General features: G+C 42.5%; 16 protein-coding genes. 4 read left to right on the top strand and 12 right to left on the bottom strand.

The features are described 5' to 3' along the window. Positions 1 to 41: 41 nt before the first annotated feature. Both AC4EG4_RS01150 and AC4EG4_RS01145 read right to left on the bottom strand, forming a co-directional pair. Positions 42 to 746: a response regulator gene (locus AC4EG4_RS01150; RefSeq protein WP_490978109.1), complete on the bottom strand. Its 705-nt coding sequence runs from the start codon at positions 744 to 746 to the stop codon at positions 42 to 44. After that, on the bottom strand, positions 739 to 3,450 hold the full coding sequence (locus tag AC4EG4_RS01145) for an ATP-binding protein (protein WP_490986707.1): 2,712 nt from the start codon (positions 3,448 to 3,450) through the stop codon (positions 739 to 741). Before AC4EG4_RS01145 ends, AC4EG4_RS01150 begins: the two co-directional genes overlap by 8 nt. Before the next feature lie 265 nt (positions 3,451 to 3,715). Between AC4EG4_RS01145 and kdpF the strand changes: the two genes are divergently transcribed. From kdpF to kdpC, 4 genes are read left to right on the top strand one after another with little or no spacing between them, the layout of a single operon-like run. Further along, entirely contained in the window at positions 3,716 to 3,796 is an 81-nt protein-coding gene (kdpF, locus tag AC4EG4_RS01140; RefSeq protein WP_490978938.1) for a K(+)-transporting ATPase subunit F, read from the top strand. 23 nt (positions 3,797 to 3,819) lie between these two features. Beyond that, positions 3,820 to 5,514, top strand: a complete 1,695-nt coding sequence (gene kdpA, locus AC4EG4_RS01135) for a potassium-transporting ATPase subunit KdpA (protein WP_490986706.1) — start codon at positions 3,820 to 3,822, stop codon at positions 5,512 to 5,514. A 14-nt stretch (positions 5,515 to 5,528) separates the two neighbouring features. Further along, positions 5,529 to 7,625 (top strand): potassium-transporting ATPase subunit KdpB, encoded by a 2,097-nt coding sequence (gene kdpB, locus AC4EG4_RS01130; protein WP_490986705.1) that lies wholly within the window; start codon positions 5,529 to 5,531, stop codon positions 7,623 to 7,625. 12 nt (positions 7,626 to 7,637) lie between these two features. Beyond that, positions 7,638 to 8,276, top strand: a complete 639-nt coding sequence (gene kdpC / locus AC4EG4_RS01125) for a K(+)-transporting ATPase subunit C (RefSeq protein ID WP_490986704.1) — start codon at positions 7,638 to 7,640, stop codon at positions 8,274 to 8,276. A 542-nt stretch (positions 8,277 to 8,818) separates the two neighbouring features. Here the strand turns inward: kdpC and AC4EG4_RS01120 are convergent. The 10 genes from AC4EG4_RS01120 to AC4EG4_RS01075 form a co-directional block, all read right to left on the bottom strand. Then, positions 8,819 to 10,144 carry a TrkH family potassium uptake protein gene (locus AC4EG4_RS01120; RefSeq protein ID WP_490986703.1) on the bottom strand — a complete coding sequence of 442 codons (1,326 nt, stop codon included), beginning with the start codon at positions 10,142 to 10,144 and terminating at the stop codon, positions 8,819 to 8,821. An 81-nt stretch (positions 10,145 to 10,225) separates the two neighbouring features. Further along, positions 10,226 to 10,882 carry a potassium channel family protein gene (locus AC4EG4_RS01115; RefSeq protein ID WP_490978115.1) on the bottom strand — a complete coding sequence of 219 codons (657 nt, stop codon included), beginning with the start codon at positions 10,880 to 10,882 and terminating at the stop codon, positions 10,226 to 10,228. A gap of 428 nt (positions 10,883 to 11,310) precedes the next feature. Further along, positions 11,311 to 12,060 carry an ABC transporter permease gene (locus AC4EG4_RS01110; RefSeq protein WP_490978116.1) on the bottom strand — a complete coding sequence of 250 codons (750 nt, stop codon included), beginning with the start codon at positions 12,058 to 12,060 and terminating at the stop codon, positions 11,311 to 11,313. After that, positions 12,061 to 12,822 carry an ABC transporter ATP-binding protein gene (locus AC4EG4_RS01105; RefSeq protein ID WP_490986702.1) on the bottom strand — a complete coding sequence of 254 codons (762 nt, stop codon included), beginning with the start codon at positions 12,820 to 12,822 and terminating at the stop codon, positions 12,061 to 12,063. It lies immediately after the preceding gene. Positions 12,823 to 12,830: 8 nt separating this feature from the next. After that, complete coding sequence (locus AC4EG4_RS01100) at positions 12,831 to 13,172, bottom strand: DUF1048 domain-containing protein (RefSeq protein ID WP_490978118.1); 342 nt, start codon at positions 13,170 to 13,172, stop codon at positions 12,831 to 12,833. Positions 13,173 to 13,174: 2 nt separating this feature from the next. Further along, positions 13,175 to 13,546: a DUF1048 domain-containing protein gene (locus tag AC4EG4_RS01095; protein ID WP_490986701.1), complete on the bottom strand. Its 372-nt coding sequence runs from the start codon at positions 13,544 to 13,546 to the stop codon at positions 13,175 to 13,177. A 2-nt stretch (positions 13,547 to 13,548) separates the two neighbouring features. Further along, positions 13,549 to 13,872: a PadR family transcriptional regulator gene (locus AC4EG4_RS01090; RefSeq protein WP_490986700.1), complete on the bottom strand. Its 324-nt coding sequence runs from the start codon at positions 13,870 to 13,872 to the stop codon at positions 13,549 to 13,551. Between the two features lie 203 nt (positions 13,873 to 14,075). Next, the gene (locus AC4EG4_RS01085) at positions 14,076 to 14,777 is read right to left on the bottom strand and encodes a LuxR C-terminal-related transcriptional regulator (RefSeq protein ID WP_490986699.1); all 702 of its coding nucleotides are present in this window, start codon (positions 14,775 to 14,777) and stop codon (positions 14,076 to 14,078) included. 35 nt (positions 14,778 to 14,812) lie between these two features. Then, complete coding sequence (locus AC4EG4_RS01080; RefSeq protein ID WP_490986698.1) at positions 14,813 to 16,477, bottom strand: sensor domain-containing protein; 1,665 nt, start codon at positions 16,475 to 16,477, stop codon at positions 14,813 to 14,815. Positions 16,478 to 16,526: 49 nt separating this feature from the next. Further along, on the bottom strand, positions 16,527 to 18,584 hold the full coding sequence (locus AC4EG4_RS01075) for a sensor domain-containing protein (protein WP_490986697.1): 2,058 nt from the start codon (positions 18,582 to 18,584) through the stop codon (positions 16,527 to 16,529). Between the last annotated feature and the right edge of the window lie 180 nt (positions 18,585 to 18,764).

The raw sequence follows: 18,764 nt of genomic DNA, 5'->3' as shown, positions 1-18,764 counted from the left end.
CTAGTTGGACGGTTTTTTTGATGGACAGTTACATATGGTTTTTAATCGCGGTCACTGTGCCGAAGCATGCGGTAACCTACCCGAATATGCGTTTGAATATATTCTGGATGTGCAGTGTCCTGCTCTATTTTTTTCCGCAGAGTGGCCATAAAAACACGCAGGCTGGGAACATCTGAAGAAAGCACGGTTTGCCAGATTTCTTTTAATAAGAAATTGTGCGTCAGCACTTTCCCGACATGCTTAGACAACACAACCAATAATTTGTATTCAATAGGCGTTAAGTGCACTTCTTCGCCATTTACGGAAACCGTATTTGCCAAGTAATCAATGGCCAGTTTGCCATTAACGAAAATTGGGCTTTCATTTTCCTTATGGCGCTCGCTTGCGGTTCTTCTTAAAGCCGCGCGGATGCGTGCCAGCAGCTCATCAACACTAAAAGGCTTGGTCACATAATCATCCGCCCCTGCGTCCAGAGCCTGTATTTTATCGGACTCTTCGCCGCGCGCGCTAACGACAATAATTGGGATTTGCGACCAGCTGAGGATGCTTTTAATAACATCGGCGCCGTCCATATCCGGCAGCCCCAAGTCCAAAATTATTAAATCAGGTTTTAAGGACAAGGTTTTTTGAATCGCACTTTTGCCATCCGCAGCCAAGTCATATTCATACTGCTGGGTGGATAAGGTCATTTTGATCAAATTGCCGATGGCTATGTCATCTTCAACAATCAGGATTCGTTTATTCATCGATTGTCACCATCCCTTTTTTCAGTGAGAAACTAAATACGGTTCCTGTCGGCTTGTGGTCTCCAACGGTCAGTTCGCTGCCGTGCAATTTTAAAATAGTTTGGCACAGGGCAAGACCGAGTCCAAGTCCTCTTCGGCTGTCGCTCCGCTGGATCTTTCCGGTTGTAAAAGGTTCAAATAGTTTTTCTTTTAAGGCGTCGTCAATCCCAGGTCCATTATCTTGAACACTGAACAGCACTTTGCCGTCCCTTTCACTGGCATGTAAAACGATGCAGCTGCCTGCGGGTGTATAAGTCAACGCATTATCAATCAAGTTGATAAAAACTTGAATAATGAGGCGGGCATCCATTTCCGCCATCAGCAATTCGGGTTCAACATTGTATATAATTTCGTGGCTCTGCTGTATGCCTGCTGCGTGGGAAATTGCTTCCTGAATAATTTCGAGCACAATTTCTGGCTGAAGTTCGATGCCAAGTTCTCCGTTTTCGAGTCTGGACACAGCCAATAAGTTTTCCACCATCTGCACCAGCCATCTGGAATTGCTGTACATGTCCTGGTACAGCCGTTTTTTCTCTTGGTTGCTGAGTTGCTCACTGTTGGTCAATAATATATCCGCATTTCCCGAAATGCTCGTGAGCGGTGTCCGCAAATCGTGGGATATAGCCCGCAATAAGTTTGCCCGCATTTGTTCGAGTTCTGCTTCTTTGGCCACTTCTTCATTTACTTTTTGCAAATGCCATTTATCCAGAGCAAACGAAAAATCATTAATGATGGCATGCAAAATATGGCGTTCGAATGCAGGAAGGGGAGTTTCTTTTGACAAACCGATGCCAATAACACCCGTTACAGCATTGCCGGACAATACCGGCAAATAATACGCTTGCGCTTCTGGAAAAATATCCGTTGAAATACCCGCCATCTGCTTATTGTTTGCTACCCAAGTCACCACACCGCGTTCTGTGGAATTGTGAAATACCGCCGCTGCTTGTTGGTTTTCAGCACTGCTTAAATTGTCGGTTTGAAAAAAATCAGTCTGGCCGATCAATTTATTGCGTATTTCAGAAAATACGATGGGTTTTTCGACAAGTTTAACCATTTGCTCCATGCCTTCTTTAATAATTTCTTCATATGACTTGGCGTGCTGCAGCTTGCGATTGGTTTCCAAGAGCACTTCCATCCGGTACGATTTCTGGACAGCAGCGACAGCCTGTTCCCGTACTTTTCGAGTCAGACTGCTTGCGATCAACCCGGAAAGAAACATGATAAAAAATGTCATGGGGTAATCCTGGTGGTACGCCTGAAATGAAAAACGGGGTTCCGTAAAAAAGAAGTTAAACGTCAACACGGCAGCAAACGAGCTGATAAAGTTCATGAGCCAGCCGGAAGTCCAAGTGGCCAGTAGCAAAATGGCCAGAATGTAAATGGTAATGATATTCGATTCGCTGACTCCGTACCTTAAGAAAAAAAGACCAATCAAAGTAGCAAAACTAAATACGATAAAAAGTTTGAGCATATCCATCCATTGGAATGTCAGGCGAAAGCGAATATCTGGATTGCGCAACGGTGTTTTTTCCGAGTCCGGTACAATATGGATCGCAGTGTTCGGAAGCAAATCGGAAAATGAATCACTGATCTTAGCATCAAAAGGCCGCCATTTGCTTGTTGAACTTGTCCGGCCGATGACAAGTTTGGTAACGCCGCTGAATAAAGCATAGTTGGCAATGGCTGCTGAAACATCGTCTTCCTGAACAATGACCACATTGCCCCCCAATTGCTCAACCAGTTTCATGTGCTGCTGTACCCGCTCAATATCAGCTTGGCTTTTGTGCGTTTTCTTTATGCTTTGCACATAAAGCCCAGTGAATTTTCCGGGGAGTGCATGTGCCAAACGGGCTGCGGAACGAATCACTTTTGCGTTGGTCGGGGAACTGCTGATGCCTACCAATATATGTTCTTCTACTTGCTGCCTTTGTTCGGCCGCCTCTTTTTTTACATTTTTTTGATGAAAAAGAGTATCCGCCGTTTTTCGCAATGCAATTTCTCGAAGAGCTTCTAAATTTTTCTTTTTAAAAAATGAGTGAACTGCTTTTTCCGCTTGTTCGATTGAGTAAATTTTCCCTTGATTAAGCCGCTGAATTAAATCTTCGGGTTCAATATCCACCAGTTTTAATTGGCTGGCGTGATCAATCAAGTAGTCTGGAATGCGCTCGCGTACTTTTATTCCGGTAATGTCTTGTACTAAGTCCTGCAAGCTTTCTATGTGCTGGATATTCACGGTCGTATAAACATGGATGCCTGCAGCCAACAGCTCTTCCACATCACCATAGCGTTTTAAATGGCGCATAGCCGGAACATTGGAATGAGCCAATTCGTCGATCAGCACCAGCTCGGGTTTTCGAGCCAAGACGGCATCAATATCCAACTCTTCTATAATTTTTCCTTTGTAATTGACTTTTCTTGTAGGAATTTGTTCAAGGCCATCCACCAAAGCAGCTGTTTCAGGACGTGCATGAGGTTCGATATAACCAATTGCTACATCCATCTGCTGTCTTTGGGCTTCATGTGCTGCATCGAGCATGGCATAGGTTTTGCCAACTCCAGCAGCATAGCCGAGAAAAATCTTCAGTTTGCCGGTTTTGGCTTCGTACTCTTCTTTCTTAATCTTCGCCAGAAAATCCTCAGGGCTTGGGCGCATCTCTTCCATCTATATTCACCTCTTTTCTATTATAGCCTCTAGTCCCATTAAGACAGCGTTAAGATTTCCATCTTTATGCGGTCTTAGTGAAAAATCGTTTTTCCTAACGCTGCATTAAGTTGAAGTACCCTATGATGAAAATATCAGCAGCGAAAGGATGGGGAACATGACAGATGTCTACATGATCGGACTGCTTATACTGAGCTTTGCCAGTCTTTACGGATTGGCGAACTGGTGCTTTAGCAAAAAGGAACAATAAGGAGGAAACAAGCGTATGTGGATTGGTTTAGGAATTATTATTGTTTTGTTATTTGGCTATTTGGGCCATGCATTGTTATTTCCGGAAAAATATTAAAAGTTCAGTAGGAGGTAGGGAAGATGTTGCAAATTGCTGCTGTATTGGTGATTTATCTGCCGCTAGTTTTATTGGCGGGCCATTATTTATATCGAGTGACGATGCACAAAAAGACGTGGTTCGATCCAATCTTTGATCCAATTGATCGAATAATTTATAAAATAAGCGGTGTCAAACAAAATGATATGACTGGCAAGCAATATGTGCTGGCTTTAATTTTATCCAATGCCCTTATGGTATTTATCGGATATGGCTTGCTGCGGATGCAATCGTGGCTGTTCTTGAATCCAAACGACATCAGTGGCATGGAAGAAACGCTGTCTTTTAATACGATAATTTCATTTATGACCAATACGAATCTTCAGCATTACAGTGGAGAGTCGGCTTTGAGCTATCTGTCCCAGATGCTGGTCATCACATTTATGATGTTCACATCGGCTGCAACTGGGTATGCCGCGTGCATGGCTTTTTGCAGAAGGCTGGTTGCCAATACCGATACGTTAGGGAACTTTTTTGTGGATTTTATTCGCGTTATTACGCGTGTCCTATTGCCGGTTTCGCTTGTGGTTTCTGTGATCTTGGTCTCACAAGGTGTGCCGCAGACACTTAACTCAAACCAAACTGTCGAGACCATAGAAGGGAGTCTTCAGGACATTGCACTCGGCCCCATTGCTTCGCTGGAATCGATTAAGCATATCGGCACAAATGGAGGCGGTTTTAACGGAGCCAATTCGACGACGCCGTTTGAAAATCCAAACGTCATAACCAATATTGTGGAAATGCTGTCGATGATGCTGCTGCCAGGCGCCTGTGTGGTTGCATTTGGGTTGATGGTCGCCCAGCGCCGGAAAAAAGCTCTTGTCGGAAAACAGGGAATTGCGATCTTTTCAGCCATGAGCATACTTTTTTTGATAGGCGTTATAGTTTGCTATATGGCTGAGAGTTCTGGAAATCCTATGATCGATAAGCTTGGCATTTCACAGGAGATTGGCAGCATGGAAGGAAAAGAGATGCGCTTTGGGATAGCGCAATCATCGCTGTTTACGGTTGTCACTACAGCCTTTACTTCCGGGTCCATTAATAATATGCACGATACCCTGACCCCGGTCGGTGGGCTTGTTGCCATGTTTAATATGATGCTGAACGTGGTGTTCGGAGGCAAAGGTGTTGGGTTAATGAATATGATGATGTATGTATTTCTGACCATCTTTGCAGCTTGCCTGATGATTGGCCGGACGCCGCAGTTTTTGGGCAAAAAAATAGAAGAAAAAGAAATGAAGCTCATCGCGCTTTGCTTGCTGATCCATCCGGCGCTCATTTTGCTGCTGTCTGGTCTAGCCGTTGTCTCAGCAGGAGGGGTTTCCGGGATCACCAATCCAGGAGCGCACGGGCTGTCCCAAGTTTTGTATGAGTTTGCATCTTCTGCGGCCAATAATGGATCAGGATTTGAAGGCTTAGCTGACAACTCGGCATTTTGGAATATCACGACTGGAATGGCGATGTTTTTTGGGCGATACTTATCGCTGATTTTACAGCTTGCCGTCGCCTCTCTTTTAGCTGTTAAATTGTGGCATGCTGATTCTGTCGGTACGCTAAAAACAGATAATGCTTTGTTTACTTTCCTTCTAGTAGGCGTAGTTTTAATGATTGGCGCATTAACTTTTCTACCGGCCGTGGCACTTGGGCCAATTACTGAACATTTGCAGTTAAATTTCTGATGAGGTGAACAGCTATGCAGACGGTATTAAGAGAAGAAGACCCACAAGTAACAGATTCTCGCAAACATTTTATTTCCAAAGAGATTTTGAAAAACTCAACGATTAATGCCTTTAAAAAATTCAACCCAGTTAGGATGATGAAAAATCCAGTCATGTTTGTGGTTGAAATTGGATTTCTGCTTGTATTTGTTTTGACGATTTTTCCAGACATACTCAATGAGGTTGGTATGGGACAAAGTCGAGTTTACAATGGCATTGTCGCTTTTCTGTTGTTTGTCACGATTTTGTTTGCGAACTTTGCAGAAGCAATAGCCGAAGGGCGAGGGAAAGCGCAAGTAGACAGTTTGAAAAAAACCCGAACCATTACAGAAGCCCGTGTGCTGCTGGCGGGTGGTTCGGAAACGATGAAACCGGCTCATCTGTTAAAGAAAGGTGACGTCGTCCTTGTCCGTAAAGGCGAGATCATTCCAAACGATGGCGAAGTGCTGGATGGGATTGCAACAGTTGACGAATCAGCCATTACGGGCGAATCGGCACCGGTGATAAAAGAGCGGGGAGGAGACTTTTCATCCGTAACCGGTGGCACACGTGTAACAAGTGATTGGCTGAAAATGGAGATCACTTCTCTTCCGGGTGAATCATTTCTGGATAAGATGATTTCATTGATTGAAGGAGCGAGCCGCAAAAAAACACCCAACGAAATCGCGTTAAATACGATACTGGTAAGTTTGACGATCATCTTCTTGCTGGTAGTTGTTTCACTTTACCCCATGACTTTGTATTTGGGCGTCGACATTTCAATTTCTACATTGATTGCATTGATGGTTTGCCTCATACCGACTACCATTGGCGGATTGTTATCCGCTATCGGGATAGCGGGAATGGATCGTGTTACCCAGTTTAATGTGATTGCCTTATCAGGGAAAGCCGTAGAAACTTCCGGTGACGTGGATACGTTGATACTGGATAAAACAGGAACAATCACTTATGGGAATCGGATGGCGACAGAGTTCAAGCCGGTCAAAGGCATTCGCCACGAAGAGTTGGCAAAGGTGGCTTGGTTAAGTTCACTGACGGATGATACACCGGAAGGAAAGTCCGTCGTGACGCTTGCGGCAACCATGAACTTGGACATGTCAGATGAGGAAAATATTAAGAAAAACAGCAGCCATATCCCATTTACTGCACAAACCCGGATGAGCGGCCTTGATTTGCAGGACGGTACCAGCATTCGAAAAGGGGCTTTTGATGAAATCAAAAAACAGGCCGTTGCAGCCGGTAAATCTGTTCCGAACGATTTGGATCAATTGGTTAACCAAGTGTCATCAGTTGGAGGAACGCCTCTGGCAGTGATGAAAAACAATGAAATTCTTGGCGTCATTTATTTAAAAGACATTGTAAAAGCGGGATTAAAAGAACGATTTGAACAGCTTCGCACGATGGGCATTAAAACCATTATGTGCACGGGCGATAACCCGTTGACGGCCGCTTCAATCGCAAAAGAAGCGGGAGTCGACAGTTTCGTAGCCGAAAGCAAACCGGAAGACAAAATCAGGCTGATCAGAGAAGAACAAGCACTTGGAAGAGTAGTCGCGATGACCGGTGACGGTACCAACGATGCTCCTGCTCTTGCGCAAGCTAACGTCGGCATTGCAATGAATTCGGGGACCAATGCTGCCAAAGAAGCTGCCAATATGGTGGACCTGGACTCTAATCCGACCAAAATTATTGAAGTCGTAGCAATCGGCAAGCAGCTTCTTATGACACGTGGGGCACTGACAACTTTCAGCGTAGCGAATGATGCAGCTAAATATTTTGCCATCATTCCAGCAATGTTGGTTGTTGCAGTACCGGAAATGGAAGCCTTGAATGTCATGCGGCTGGATTCGCCATCCAGTGCAATTATTTCGGCCTTGATTTTTAATGCAATCATCATCCCGCTTTTAATTCCAATTGCGATGAAAGGCGTTCAATACAAGCCGATGAGCGCAAGCCGGTTGTTAAGCAAAAATTTACTGATTTATGGTATAGGGGGCATTATCGCTCCATTTGTTGGCATTAAGCTGATTGATTTAATAATCAGTCCGAGTTTACGGATGATGGGATTATAGGGAGGCAGAACGATGAAAACTTTTTTTGAAAACGCCAAACAAGCCATATTGATTACGTTGGTTATGTTTTTACTATGCGGATTGTTGTATCCATTTGCCGTCACTGCAGTTGCTCAAGCTTTTTTCACTCACGAAGCAAATGGCAGCATGATCGAACTGGATGGCCAAACGGTCGGTTCTGAAAAAATCGGACAGGCATTCACCTCGCCTGAGTATTTTCACGGACGTGTCTCATCCATTAATTATAATGTCTATTCAGCAGAAGATGTGCTGGTAAATGAACAAGGGGAGGCGGCATATAGTGGGGTCAGTTCTGGATCTTTCAACTATGCCCCGTCCAACCCTGAATTGGAAAAACGAATAGCAGCTGATATTGAAGCATTTTTAGAAAACAACCCAACTGTGAATCAAGAGCAGATTCCTGCAGATTTGTTGACAGCTTCAGGTTCCGGGCAGGACCCTCATATTAGCGCCGAGGCAGCTGCCATTCAAATGGATCGTGTAGCAGCGGAAAGCGGCATATCTAAAGACGAGCTGCTCCAAATAGTGCAAGCGAATACGGAAGGGCGTTGGGCTGGAGTGTTTGGAGAAGAAACGGTCAACGTGCTGGCTGTAAACTTAGCCATTTTCAAAGAAATAGAGGAAGGTTAATTTTTCAGAAATTCATGAGAGTAGAATGCAAACAGCAAATAGGCCAACGCAAAAAGCAGAGATGCAATATCTCTGCTTTTTGCATTCAACTTGTAGACAAAAGAATAGTTATAAGGCTTGAAGAATGAAACTGTGTGTTGTCTAGTTTGTACGAAATCCTGCGCTTCAGGCGGACGCTTTTGCGCCCACAGGATGTGGGTCATGCAGCAGGCGCGACAGGACGTCGCGGTGCCCGCTGCCGCGGACGAAGCACTGAGCCTCCTCGTTGCAAGCTCCTGGGGGCTCATTCAAGTCGCTTCACTCTGCACTCTTTAATCAAAGCCACACGCTCCAACCGGGCTGGTCACGAAGACTCCTGTGGGGCAGCGAAAGCTGAAGACCCCGCAGGAACGAAAGTGACGAGGAGGCTGAAGCTGAGCCCACGGAAAGCGAAGTGGCCGGACCGGTTGGATTTATACATGACTATTCATTTATTGGGCCTTTTTTTACAGTCTGAACGCAAAAAGCAGAGATGCAATAGCTCTGCTTTTTTTCGTTGGCTGTCAGCCTGTAAAGATTTGATCATACGGGTAACGGTACTTCACTTTTTTCGGTTTGAGGAACAAGAAGAACAGTGTTAGCGGCCCAACACGGCCCAAAAACATCAGCACACTCAATAGAATTTTTCCAGCATCACTTAAATCAGCGGTAATTCCCATGGACAATCCAACGGTCCCAAACGCGGAAACGATTTCGAACGCTAATGGCAGAAAGGGGATGGATTCTGAAATGGTTAGCAAGAACAAGAATATGACCACAGTCAAGACACCTAAAGTTGTAATGGCCAAAGAACGAATTACGGTCCGCATTCGAATCGTGCGTCCGAATATTTCAGGTTCTTCACGTCCGCGGAAAAAAGAGAAAGTTGCCAAAATAACAACGATAAACGTACTTAACTTAATACCCGATGCCGTCGAGGCACTGCCGGCACCAATAAACATCAACATCATCGTAAACAACAAGGTCGGGTCTTCCAACATGCCATAGTCCAATGTATTAAAGCCGGCAGTTCTTGGAGTCACCGCACTAAAATAAGAAACAATGGTTTTTTTATACAGTGAAAACTCGCCGATTGTGTTGTTATTGTTGTACTCCAGCAGGAAAAACACAACAGTCGCAGCTGCATTTAAAATCAGTGTTCCTGTCACCATTAGTTTCGTATGGAGTGACCAATGAAAGAATGATTTCTTCTGATAAATATCAATTACTACCGTAAATCCAATCCCACCAATAATAAACAATGAAGATAATAGTAAGTTCACGAGCGGATCTCCCGCAAAGCGAATCAAGCCATCTTCAAACAAGGAAAACCCTGCATTGTTAAAGGCGGAAATTACATGAAAAACGCTCAGGTAAAATGCGTGTGCCCAGCCGTAATCGGGAAACCAATAGAGAGTCAAAAGCAGTGTGGCAACAGCCTCAATGCTTAAAACAAAAAACAGGATCAAGCGTGCAAGTTTGACAATGCCTCCCAGAGAATTTTGGTTAAAAGCTTCTTGGAGATAAACCCGATTTTGCAGGCCTACTTTTTTGCCGAGCAGCATAAAAAGCGCCACTGCAAAGGTCATTAAGCCAATTCCGCCGCTTTGGATGAGAACCAGTAAGACCAGTTCGCCAAAAAGAGTCAACGTATTTCCAGGGTCGAAGACGACCAATCCTGTAACCGTCGTTGCTGAAGTAGCCGTAAAGAAGGCATCCACCCACGTAATTGGTGTTACCGAAGCAAATGGCAGCTTCAACAACATGGTGCCCAATAAGATCAGTGCAATAAAGCTCCCTGAAATGACAATGGGAGGGGACAGGTGTTTTTTCTTTTTTGTCAGGGGCATTTCGGGACACTTCCTATTTTAAGGGATAAAAAAGCTTCATTTCTGAGTGCTGGCAATTAGTTACGAACACTATTGCTGATGTTACATGCCTTTTTCTTCAAATCGCCTTAAACTTTTTCTGTGGCCCATGGTGATTAAAATATCTCCCTTGAACACTTCATCTTCTGGCAAAGGTGCAATGTTGACATCTTCAAATCGTTTAATGGCGAGAATGATACAACCATATTTTTCACGAATATTAAGTTGTTTTAACGTTTTCCCAGACATATTGGAAGGTGCAATCAACTCAATGATGCTATAATCTTTCGACAGTTCAATATAGTCGACAATTTTATCGGAATCTAAAAGGTGAGCTACCCGAATGCCCATTTCTTTTTCAGGTTGGATGACTCGATCTGCTCCCACTTTTTCTAAAATGAGCTGGTGCTGATGATCACTTGCCTTTACCCAAACATTGGGAACACCCATTTCTTTCAACATAAGTGTACATAAGACACTTGCCTGCAAATCTTCACCAAACGCGACAATGGCATGCTCAAAATTTCGTACCCCTAAAGCTTTTAAATCTCTTTCGTCAGTGCCGTCAGCTACTACGGTATGTGTAGCAAATTCAGACATCGCATCGACACGCTCTTCCGTCAGATCCATCGCCAGTATTTCGTGCCCCATCGCATAAAGTTCCCTGCAAACACTGCTGCCAAAGCGGCCCAGTCCGATGACGACAAATTGTTTCTCCATTAAATTTCCTCTTTTCTATCTGTTACTCAACAAAAGAGACCATTGGTATGAATGGTCTCAGCTTGTGCTGTAAATCAATTTCACGAACCATGCCATGAACGCAAACAAAGTTTACAGACGATGGACTTGTAAGCATCTCTCTAGACAAGCCGATTTTGACCTAAGAAAGCCTGCAGAAAATTGAATACTGTCCGCTTCGTTTATAAGAACTAGCAAATAAAAGTCAGATCGATATTTATTTTCGATAAATAACAAGCTACGCTTCTTTATATTGCTTGTCAATAAATGTTTTTTAGCTTTTGCAAACCGAAAAAATAGACAAGCTGAACCAAAGACTCGAATGTTTTTAGCAATATAGATAATCGATTTAACTTATAGCATGAGCTCGGTGGCAGAGTGTAGCTTGGCAGGCGGCGCACTCTTTAGAGTTACCAAGCTTTGTTTTTAAAAACATTGAGTGCTATGGAATAGGCGATGATCATTATAACCATACACCAAGCAAGCGCCATCCAAATATCAGTGCCTACAGTCCCATCATACAATAACGCACGAATCGAATTCACAATGGAAGTCACAGGCTGATTTTCAGCGAAGATCCTGACCATGGCAGGCATAGTTTCAGTGGGAACAAAAGCAGAGCTAATAAATGGAAGGAAGATCAAGGGGTAGGAATAAGCTGTCGCACCTTCCATTGAACCGGCTTTCAATCCCGGAATAATGGCCAGCCATGTTAAGGCCAGCATAAATAGCCCCAGTATCCCAACTACTGCCAGCCATTCCAAGATGCCTGCACTTGAACGGAAACCCATTAACAAGCCAGCGCCAATGACCACCAGGACTGCAATCGAGTTGGAAACAAGCGAAGTCAGTACATGCGACCATAAAATGGAGGAGCGTTTGATGGGCATCGTAAGGAAACGTGCCATTAAGCCACCTTGAACATCGTTATACAGCCGCAGTGAAGTATAGGCGACGCCCGATGCAATGGTAATCAGCAAAATTCCCGGCAATAAATAATTGACGTAGTTTGTTGTCCCCGTATCTATTGCGCCTCCAAAGACATAGACAAACAACAAGAGCATTATGATTGGGGTAATCGCTACTGTGATAATCGTGTCAGGACTGCGTAAAATGTTACGCATGAGGCGTCCCAACAAAACTCCAGTTTTGCTTTTCATTTAGATTCTCTCCTTTTTGTTAATAATGGCCAGGAACACTTCCTCCAGTGTCGGCTGCTTTTCAACATATTCCAGTTTAGTAGGAGGGAACATCTTTTTGAGTTCAGCAAGTGTTCCGGTTGTGATGATTTTACCATCATGCAATATGGCAATACGATTTGCCAGCTGTTCAGCTTCCTCGAGGTATTGGGTCGTTAATAAAATCGTGGCACCACCGCCCGCCAGCTCTTTTATCGTACGCCAAACTTCAAGTCGCGATTCCGGATCAAGCCCTGTGGTCGGTTCATCAAGAAATATAACTTCTGGAGAACCGATTAAACTCATGGCAATATCGAGCCGGCGTTTCATGCCACCAGAGTATTTCTCTGTCCGGCGATCGGCGGAATCGGACAAGCTGAATTTGGCAAGCAGTTTATCTGCAACTTGGTGCGGTTTGGAAACTCCACGTAATTTAGCAATCATAATCAGGTTTTCCCGACCAGTGAGAACGCCATCGATAGCAGAAAACTGTCCCGTCAAACTAATTTTTTGCCGGATTTGATCGGGATGCAGCAGCACATCCAATCCAGCTACTTTTATTTCGCCAGCATCAGGTTTCATTAAAGTTGAAAGAATGTTAACGATTGTTGTTTTTCCTGATCCATTAGAACCCAGCAACGCAAAAATTTCACCACTCTGTACGCCAAAATCTACATGTTCTAGAACTCGGTTGGTTTTGAATGATTTTTTCAAACCATTCACTGCAATTGCAACCTCTTTCATAGAGAATCTTACTCCTTTCCTAATTTCTTCATCATGTCGAGGTTGATTTTTTGCCGATAGGCGTCAGTCCACATTTGTGTGCCGCTTAAAAACTCATCACAAAATTCGGCAACGTCTTTGCCCGTGACATCGAGGACGTGCATGCCATCTGCTGCGCTGGCTTCAAACAATTCGAGTAGTTCGTGTTGTGTTCTTAACATATCAGAGCCGTCACCGCCGGCAAAACTCCACATGTATGCATGAATTTTCTCGAAAACAAACCGATAGTCTTCGGGCAGTGCTTCAGCTCTAGCCATTTGCTTTTTATACTCTTTTTTATCACCAATCATTTTTTTGATTAGATCCAGCATGATTATTCCCCCTTCACCTTAAAGTTTTCCATAACTTCTCTGTTCAAGCGATTTCGAGAACTTTCAAAGTTGGGAATCACAGATCGCATAAAGTCATCACTAAACTGGCTGACATCATGACCTATAACTTCAAGAACTGGCTTGTCTTCGGCCGCACTGGCTTCGAAAAAATCTGCTAAGTCCGCAAATAGTGTCAAGTCTGTAAATATTGTCATATCACCGTTGGCAGGACCAACACTAAACATGTAATGTTGAATTTTGTGAAATGCAAACCGATAATCTGGCGGCAGAGAATCAACTCTGTTCATCAGTTTTTTGTAGGCTCGCTTTTCTTCCAAGTCGCCAATGATCAGTTTAATAATTGCATCCAACATAATTAGTGTTCCCCCTTTAATTGATTGATTTTAGACGATACAAACTCCCATTTTCCCCAGAAAGTTTCGAGATGTTTTTGGCCAGCCACGTTGAGTGTGTAGAATTTTCTGGGCGGACCTTTAGTAGAGGCTTTTTTATCGATATTCACAAGATTATTTTTTTCGAGCCGCATGGTAATGGTGTAAATAGTTCCTTCAACAACATCTGTAAAGCCCAGTTCCCGCAACTTTTGCGTAATTTCGTACCCATAAGTTTCTCCGCGGCTGATAATTTCGAGGACACAACCTTCAAGTACACCTTTTAACATTTCGGTATTGTTTTCCAATTTGTTCACCTCTTTTAATATATGAATTAACCTAATCTGTATTACTTACTACCACTATATAGTATAACTAAGTAGATGGGTTGTCAAGAAACTTAAACCATGTATTCGTAAGTTAAGATTTTTAAAACTATAGGCAGCAAAAAAGGAAGAGCAAAAGCTTGTAATAGCTTTTGCTCTTCCTATAAAGATGAGTGCCAATCTTTCTATAAAGCTACCCATCCACTTTTAATGGCCTTTAAAACTATTTGGGTTCGATCGACCAAATCCAACTTGGAAAGAATTTTAGAAATATGATTTTTCACGGTTTTTTCACTAATATCAAGCAATTCGCCAATCAACCGATTGCTTTGGCCTTGAGCCAATAGGCGGACGATGTCCATTTCTCTCTTCGTAAGGAGCTCAGGACCAGGTTCTGCGATTTGGATAGAAAAATGTTCATTGCCGTTAATTCTGCCATGCAATTGTTGGACTTCGCTGATTAAAAATTGTGCAAGAGAAGGATCAAGATAATAATTGCCATTAGCAACAGTACGCAAAGCTTCGATTACTTTATCTATTTCAGCATCTTTCGAAAGGTAGCCAACAGCGCCATGCTTTAATGTATCGAGAACGTGCTGTTTATCAGTTGAAATGGAATAAATAATAATTTTTGCTTCAGGATGCTGAAGCAGAAAATCTTGCAGCTCCGTGATTCCTTGAGAGTCGCTAGTGAACAATTCCGCTAAAATGATGGTTGAGCTAAAATCCTCGAAAACAGTAGGAAGGTTAATCAAGGCATTGTGTTGGTCGATAATTAAAAATTCATTGTCTAAATCATTTAAAATCAATTTCAAACCTTCTGCTAAAAGACGATTGGTGTCGACCAATAACACAGATAGTTTGCTTTCGGTGTTCGGGTAATGCATTGTAAAACTCCTTTTTGTCTGCTATTAAATTGAATTTAAAAGTTTTGAAGGCGATAAGTACCTCGTCCGCTTTCTTTCGCATCATACATCGCTAGATCTGCGCTTTTTAAAATAGATGATACCGTAGCTCCAGCCAGAGAAACCAGAGCAACTCCCATGCTGGCTGTGACTTTTTTAGGTCCATTTTGCATATACCATGGCCCTTCCATTGCGGTTTGAATGTGTTGTGCCAAGTCCTCAGCCTGTTCACGGGTTTTCACGCTCGGCAACAACAGGACAAATTCATCGCCGCCGAGGCGGGCTGCCATATCTCCAACTTGCAGTGGCTGGCTGACGCGCCTGCTAAATTCCTCAATGACCGCATCACCGACCTCATGGCCAAAGTCGTCATTAATCTGTTTGAAATGGTCAATGTCCAGCAAAATAACTGCTAATGTCTCGTCCTGGTGGGTAATAATCTCTTCAGACAAGCGTTGCTTGAAAAATCGCCGATTTGGCAATCCGGTCAATGAATCATGGTACGCATAATAATGAAGTTTTGTTTCATGCTCTTTTTGCAACGTAACGTCTCGCGTAATCGTCAGCATATGAACAAATTGTCCTTGTTCATTGTAAATAGGTGTTCCTTGAAGCTCAGACCAAAGCCAGCCGTTTATTTTGTGCTCCAGACGTATTTCAATTACGTAATTTTTTGCTTCTTGAACAGCTTGCTTATAGATGTTTCGTACGAGCGAAATATCTTCTGGGTGAACATTGTGGAAAGGCGACTTTTCGATATACTCTTTTGGGTCAAATCCGTAAACACGTTCTATAGAAGGGGAGACATACAAAATTTCTCCCTTGTAGTCCATCAATACAATGACATCATGGGCATTTTCGGCGATGATTCGAAAGCGGTTTTCGCTTTCAGCATATTGGCTGATTAGTTTTTCGATTTCCCTCATATCTCGTAGTACGGCATAGATGCCAACTATTTCATCATCCTCTTCAATCGGTGCAAATTGGATGGATACACCAATCAAATGACCCGATTTTCCTCGGAATTTTGTCCTGAAATCTTCGATTCCTCCCACCAGTATTTGCTCGTAAAAATAGTCCAGCATTTTAGCACCTTTTCCATAAATAAATTTGCTGAACTCGATGCCGGCAACGTCATCTGGCAAAAACCCTGTCAGCTTTTCAACCGTTTGATTGCCTGACTGAATATGCCCTGACAGGTCTAGCGAAAGAATAGCATCGGCATTGTTGTCATACAGTGACCGGTAACGGGATCGACTCACCTGTATACGTTTCCATGCTTGCTGACTTTCCATTTTCGCTAACCGTTCGGCAGTAGTATCTCTGACAACCCCAATGATATGCGTGCAGTTACCATCGTCATCCAAGAGCGGTGTTAAAGTAGATTCGGAATAATAAAACTCGCCTGTAGGAGAACTATAAGAATCTGTATAGACAACGACTTTTCGAGTGGTCAACACTTTCTCGTAGTTCCTTGTCAATATTTCTGCCAATGGGCCATTATGGACTTCTTGAAACGTTTTGCCGATTGCATCTGCTGTTAAGGTTGTCCGTTCAAATACAGCTTGATTCAAAAACGCATAAGTGAGTATTGAATTGTTTTCAGTACTTACAATAAACACCATGTCTTTTATTGCGCTCATGAAAGCTTTATCAAAGGGAAGTACGTTATCTTTTTCCATTTGTGGATTTCCTTTCTCCATTGAATCCTATTTGCCACGGCTTAGGCATTCAATTATCTGGCGAACTTTTAACCGTTTTTGTGCCTAGTGAAAAATTGACTTCCGTTTGAAAATACTTGGCTTCAAAATCAGACGGGGTCATTGGCTTGTCATACAGATAGCCTTGGAAGACTTCACAACCGTTTTCTAGTAAAAAGTCAACTTCCTCTAACCGTTCTACGCCTTCTGCAACAAGGTCACTCTCGATGCTGGTTGCCAAATATATTAAGGATTTCAATACAGCTTCTGTTTTGCGGTCTTGTCCAATTTTTTGTATGAAAGACCGGTCTATTTTTATTTTGTTAATTGGAAAGTGGGTCAAATAAGAAATCATCGAAAATCCAGTGCCAAAATCGTCAACCGAAATGGAAATGCCTTTAGATTTGCAAAGAAGAAGAGTCTCCAGTGTTTGCTGTGAATAGACTAATTCGACTTGTTCGGTAATTTCGATTTCAAGAAGACTGGATGGTATTCCCTGCAAGCTTAATAGTTCAAAGAAGCGATCAAAAAATACCGGATTATTAAGAAGGGAAGAAGTCATATTAATAGCAATACGCTGGTCCCAGGTAAACCTTTTCTGCCAGTCCTTGATTTGAATGAACACTTCTTTAAGTAAATGTAGTGTCAGTCTGTCGATTTGCCCGGAATCTTCTGCAATTTGTATAAACTCTATCGGCGAAATTTCTCCAATTTCGGGATGGTTCCATCGGGATAAAACCTCAGCTCCAACTATTTTTCCAGAAAGCTCATTTATCTGTGGCTGCAAGGTGTAATAAAACCCTAATGTATTTAAATCGTTGGATAAATCCCGTTCGATAATTAGTTTCCGATTGTATGATGCTTTCATCCAGGGCCGGAAAAAAGAATAGGATGTACCGTGACTCTTTTTGGTTTCGTACAGAGCAACTTTGGCGCACGAAAATAAATCATTGATGGTTGAGGCATCAAATGGAAAACAGGCAATCCCAATATTTATAGTGACATTCATTTTTTGGGAAGTGCTTAACCTGATTGGTTGACAAAAGGACTTTTCTATCTGTTTTGCCATATCTTCTAAATTGTCTTTTGAGTGAGATTCACGCAATATAACAAACTCATTGCCTTCTATTCTGACAACATGGCAAGTCTCATTTGAAAATACTTTTAGTTTTTCTGCATACGTCTTGATGAGTATTTCCCCTGTATCAAAATGGTCAAAAGCATGGATATAATTGGACTTTTCGATGGAGACATGAAAAATTGAAAACTTTTTCGATTTTTTCATCAATGATTCTGCTGTCAGCAAGAGAGACCTCCGATTAGGAAGCCCGGTTACATAATCATAATAAGTGGATTCTGCTATCTGGACTTCTTTTATCTTTTGATCGCTGACATCATGAAAGTACATGCTTAAGCTGCCATTTTTCAAGGGACAAATTTTGACTTGAAACCATTTATCCAATGGCTCAAAATAATCAATGAATTCCTGTACAACTTGAGTTTTTAAGGCTTTCTTACAACTTTGGTAAAAGCTTGTATTGGATGCTTCTGAAAACCAATTTTTGCGTTTGCCAAGCATGACATTCTCACGGCTTTTATGAAGAAGTTTTTCTGCAATTTTATTCACATAAATTATTTGCAGATTGCTGTCCAATAAAATAAACCCTTCGGTCATGCTTTCTAATACCAGTTCAGCAGTAATCAGCTGAGAAGATTCTAAGCTCACCAACTTAAAAGATAGCAATGCCCCTACCGGACGGTTTGGGACAGGGATCAATCTTCTCACTTTCCCCTGAAGCCACTGAATTTTTCCGCTTTTGACCTTGAGGGGATGCATGATTTTCTGTTCTTTTGTTTGATCAGTCAAGACTTGCAGCAGCAGCTCAATCTCACTTTCTTTTCCACATTCTCTCAAATGATGGAACAGATTTGTACCTACTTGCCATGATGACTCTTTTTCTTTTTGTAAAACGCAAAAACTAAGCCAGGCTTCATTTATATGAAGTATGATTCCATCAGCATCAATGGCTATCAGAAATTCATCTCCGGTATCCATCGATTCTTTACTTTCCATCTCTGTATAATTCAATATTTCCCCCCCAAGCTTAAAAGCGATAAATCCTTTTGCGTTTTTTCACTAAAAATTTTAAAAATACTTAGAAAACGTTCATTAAAGAGCTATTGCAAAATGCGAGTAAGTTCTACAACGAAAATTTCCTTTTTCTTCGACATCGTTGATTTCTTTATCACTTTTTCGAGAAAGTGCATT

The sequence above is a fragment of the Planococcus sp. TJ-201 genome (assembly GCF_058268495.1).
Note: the sequence above shows the minus strand (reverse complement) of the source record. Positions and strands in the feature narration are given on the sequence as shown.

Bases quoted from the DNA above. Each gene is read 5' to 3' on its own strand.
- AC4EG4_RS01080 (WP_490986698.1), bottom strand. From the start codon at position 16,477: ATGGAAAAAGATAACGTACTTCCCTTTGATAAAGCTTTCATGAGCGCA.
- kdpA (WP_490986706.1), top strand. From the start codon at position 3,820: ATGTTGCAAATTGCTGCTGTATTGGTGATTTATCTGCCGCTAGTTTTA.
- AC4EG4_RS01115 (WP_490978115.1), bottom strand. From the start codon at position 10,882: ATGGAGAAACAATTTGTCGTCATCGGACTGGGCCGCTTTGGCAGCAGT.
- AC4EG4_RS01150 (WP_490978109.1), bottom strand. From the start codon at position 746: ATGAATAAACGAATCCTGATTGTTGAAGATGACATAGCCATCGGCAAT.
- AC4EG4_RS01085 (WP_490986699.1), bottom strand. From the start codon at position 14,777: ATGCATTACCCGAACACCGAAAGCAAACTATCTGTGTTATTGGTCGAC.
- AC4EG4_RS01100 (WP_490978118.1), bottom strand. From the start codon at position 13,172: ATGCTGGATCTAATCAAAAAAATGATTGGTGATAAAAAAGAGTATAAA.
- AC4EG4_RS01105 (WP_490986702.1), bottom strand. From the start codon at position 12,822: ATGAAAGAGGTTGCAATTGCAGTGAATGGTTTGAAAAAATCATTCAAA.
- AC4EG4_RS01110 (WP_490978116.1), bottom strand. From the start codon at position 12,060: ATGAAAAGCAAAACTGGAGTTTTGTTGGGACGCCTCATGCGTAACATT.
- AC4EG4_RS01120 (WP_490986703.1), bottom strand. From the start codon at position 10,144: ATGCCCCTGACAAAAAAGAAAAAACACCTGTCCCCTCCCATTGTCATT.
- AC4EG4_RS01145 (WP_490986707.1), bottom strand. From the start codon at position 3,450: ATGGAAGAGATGCGCCCAAGCCCTGAGGATTTTCTGGCGAAGATTAAG.
- kdpC (WP_490986704.1), top strand. From the start codon at position 7,638: ATGAAAACTTTTTTTGAAAACGCCAAACAAGCCATATTGATTACGTTG.
- kdpF (WP_490978938.1), top strand. From the start codon at position 3,716: ATGTGGATTGGTTTAGGAATTATTATTGTTTTGTTATTTGGCTATTTG.
- AC4EG4_RS01095 (WP_490986701.1), bottom strand. From the start codon at position 13,546: ATGTTGGATGCAATTATTAAACTGATCATTGGCGACTTGGAAGAAAAG.
- kdpB (WP_490986705.1), top strand. From the start codon at position 5,529: ATGCAGACGGTATTAAGAGAAGAAGACCCACAAGTAACAGATTCTCGC.